This window comes from Nitrosomonas halophila, from assembly GCF_900107165.1.
In the GTDB taxonomy this organism is placed as follows: domain Bacteria; phylum Pseudomonadota; class Gammaproteobacteria; order Burkholderiales; family Nitrosomonadaceae; genus Nitrosomonas; species Nitrosomonas halophila.
The window spans coordinates 1-2592 of the sequence record NZ_FNOY01000128.1; the positions used below are offsets into that span (position 1 = coordinate 1).

Sequence of the window (2592 nt, forward strand, 5' to 3'; positions counted from 1 at the left end):
TGGGGTTATTTGTCTTATATGCGTGCACTATTTTATCAGAATAGAGGTGATTCCAATATAGAATCAGTTACTTATACTTTCTGAGTAAGCTCTAAATAACTGCTATGTAATTGATTGGGACAATGTAAATAGTTTCTTCGAGCTGCCAAGCCAACCGCAGTTCACAGAAACTAATGACTTTATTGAAGAGACGTTAGTGCAAAGCAATACAGTCGAAGAAACTCTGGAGTGCAGTGGCGGAATGAGGCTAGAAGAAGCAGAAGTTGATATTTTGGCTATCGTCCGTAATGACAAGGTGATTTATCTCAACTCTGAAGCAGACGATTTATTTGTCAGAGATAAAGACGGCGATGAAAAGCTTGATGGGAGAGTTGTTAATTTTGTTTTTTCAGGTCAATCAGAAGGTGCTTGTATAGAGTTCTTTGTGGCATTTGATGATTCAGATTCATACACAATGTTCACACTTCAAGCGGGCATGATGGAAAGGCTCAACTATGTTGCGCAAGCAATATTTAAATACTTTGCGGAAGCTGGTTCGAAAAATATTTTTTCTATCACTGATAGATATTCCACTCAATACATTTATACATTTAAAGCATATAGAAAAAGTGGAAAGTATTTCATGGTTAACAATGCTCAAACTCAAGCATACCTGATCGATAATTTAAGTATTATGCGTGATGATGTTGACGAGATAAAAGCTATGTTTTGGAATAAAAGTAATGCCGAAAGCGTTTTTGATGACGATATACCGTTCTGAGTTTGAACTATGAATAGAAACGAAATTAAGAATGCGCATGAAGATTCAGTTATTGATAGCTTTAAGAGGCGTTGCGCTTCTTTTGGCGATGTTGTCAATGTCATCGGAAAGCCAGAACCACCTGATGCAATTATCACAATAAATGGTAATCCAAGCTGGATTGAAATAACAGATGCTTTCTTTAGTCCTGAGCTTGCGGAGAGCATTACAACGCATGTTGCTAATGATAAGCAGCATAGGCCTGTTCCCAAAGAGAAACGAATATGCATCGACCCTGACGAAAAATTCAGCTCAATATTGGAAAGCGTTATTGTTACCAAATACGATAAAGATTCGATAGGGAATGTATACAAACAATACGGTAGCGGTATTTTATTAGTTGGTATTATAAATCCATTTTCTAGCGCTAAAGATCTAGCTGTCACTGAAAAGAAGAAAATCGAAGAGGCTGTTAAAGCTAAAGAGCCGAGATTTAGTGATATTTATCTATATGATGTACATGATCATGCATTTCATAAGGTGCTATAAAAAAGCATAACAAGTTGCTGCACTCGGAAAAATTACTCGCTGCGCTCATAATTTTCCGGTGAGCAAGGCGTTCGGCGTCTCTATAGTCAATTGCCCATGATCAAATCTCTAAAGCTAAAATTCGGCGCCACGCCAGACTCCGATCTTGAACAGGTTGCTGCTACACCGGTGGTTGTTTTTGTAGGGCCAAATAACTCCGGTAAAAGCAAAGTGCTGGGGGAAATTGCCCGGTTTTGCCGGACTGGTAGGCCACACCAGAGCGATCTGATTCTGGATGATCTTGAGTTCGAAGGTCTGAGCGAAGCAGATGCCCTTAGTGCTATTGAAAATATTCAGCAGCCTCCGAACCCCGGAGAAACGGTAAACGCTGATCACATCATTGTTGGAAGCAAGCAAGGCCGAACCCAGGTCTTGCTTGAGAACATCAAAAATGCTGTGGTCAGCCCTCATGCCAATCTCAACCATTTTTGCCAGTGGTTTTTGACCCATAGCACGCTGATCTTGGACGGTAACGGCAGGATGAATCTGGTCCAGCAACAACCGGGTGGGGATCTCCAGCAGGCGCCGCAGTCAAGCTTTCAAGTCCTCTTCCGAGATGACGATAAAAGGCATGAGGTAAGGCGGATTGTTTCTGATGCATTCGGTTCCCATTTTGTTATCGACCCAACAAATCTTGGGCAATTAAGGGCACGCTTGTCGGAAGTGGCCCCAGCTTCCGATATGGAAGAACGTGGCATACATAAGGAAGCAATTGCGTTTCACAGGTCCGCCTTGCCAATCGAACAGGCTAGTGATGGCGTCAAGGCATTCACGGGTATTGTTACGGAGCTTTTGGCCGGCGATCCTCGTATCCTGCTGATTGATGAGCCAGAGGCATTCCTACACCCATCGTTATCTTCGAAGCTTGGGTTTGAAGTGTCGCGAGCTGCATTGGCAGCAAGCAAACGCGTTTTCATTTCGACGCACAGCCCCAAATTCGTTATGGGCTGTATTCAGTCAGGCTCCCCGGTCACGATCATTCGCCTAACTTACCGAAACCAAGTGGCAACGGCTCGCGTGCTCCCGAGCGATGAAATTCTTGGGCTCATGCGCAACCCGTTATTGCGGTCTACCGGTGTGTTGAGCGGCCTGTTTTACGAGTTCGTCGTCGTTACCGAATCAGATGCGGATCGAGCGTTTTACGAGGAAATCAACGAACGTCTTTTGCGTTACGCTGTTTGTCAAGGTAGTTGTCGTGTTCATCTACACGGCGACCTTTAAGTCACCCCCGTCCTTCTCTGGGTTCAGCCAGACTTGCTCTGGTA

General features: G+C 43.8%; 3 protein-coding genes. All 3 read left to right on the forward strand.

Features of this window, described 5'->3' with window-relative positions; genetic code table 11:
* Positions 1 to 196 precede the first annotated feature (196 nt).
* Entirely contained in the window at positions 197 to 760 is a 564-nt protein-coding gene (locus BLV85_RS14535; protein ID WP_143032368.1) for a hypothetical protein, read from the forward strand.
* A 9-nt stretch (positions 761 to 769) separates the two neighbouring features.
* Positions 770 to 1288 (forward strand): hypothetical protein, encoded by a 519-nt coding sequence (locus tag BLV85_RS14540; RefSeq protein ID WP_090415933.1) that lies wholly within the window; start codon positions 770 to 772, stop codon positions 1286 to 1288.
* 96 nt (positions 1289 to 1384) lie between these two features.
* Entirely contained in the window at positions 1385 to 2548 is a 1164-nt protein-coding gene (locus tag BLV85_RS14545) for an AAA family ATPase (protein WP_090415934.1), read from the forward strand.
* Positions 2549 to 2592 lie beyond the last annotated feature (44 nt).

Excerpts from the sequence above, each read along its gene's own strand:
- BLV85_RS14545 (WP_090415934.1), top strand. The coding sequence starts at position 1,385 with ATGATCAAATCTCTAAAGCTAAAATTCGGCGCCACGCCAGACTCCGAT.
- BLV85_RS14540 (WP_090415933.1), top strand. The coding sequence starts at position 770 with ATGAATAGAAACGAAATTAAGAATGCGCATGAAGATTCAGTTATTGAT.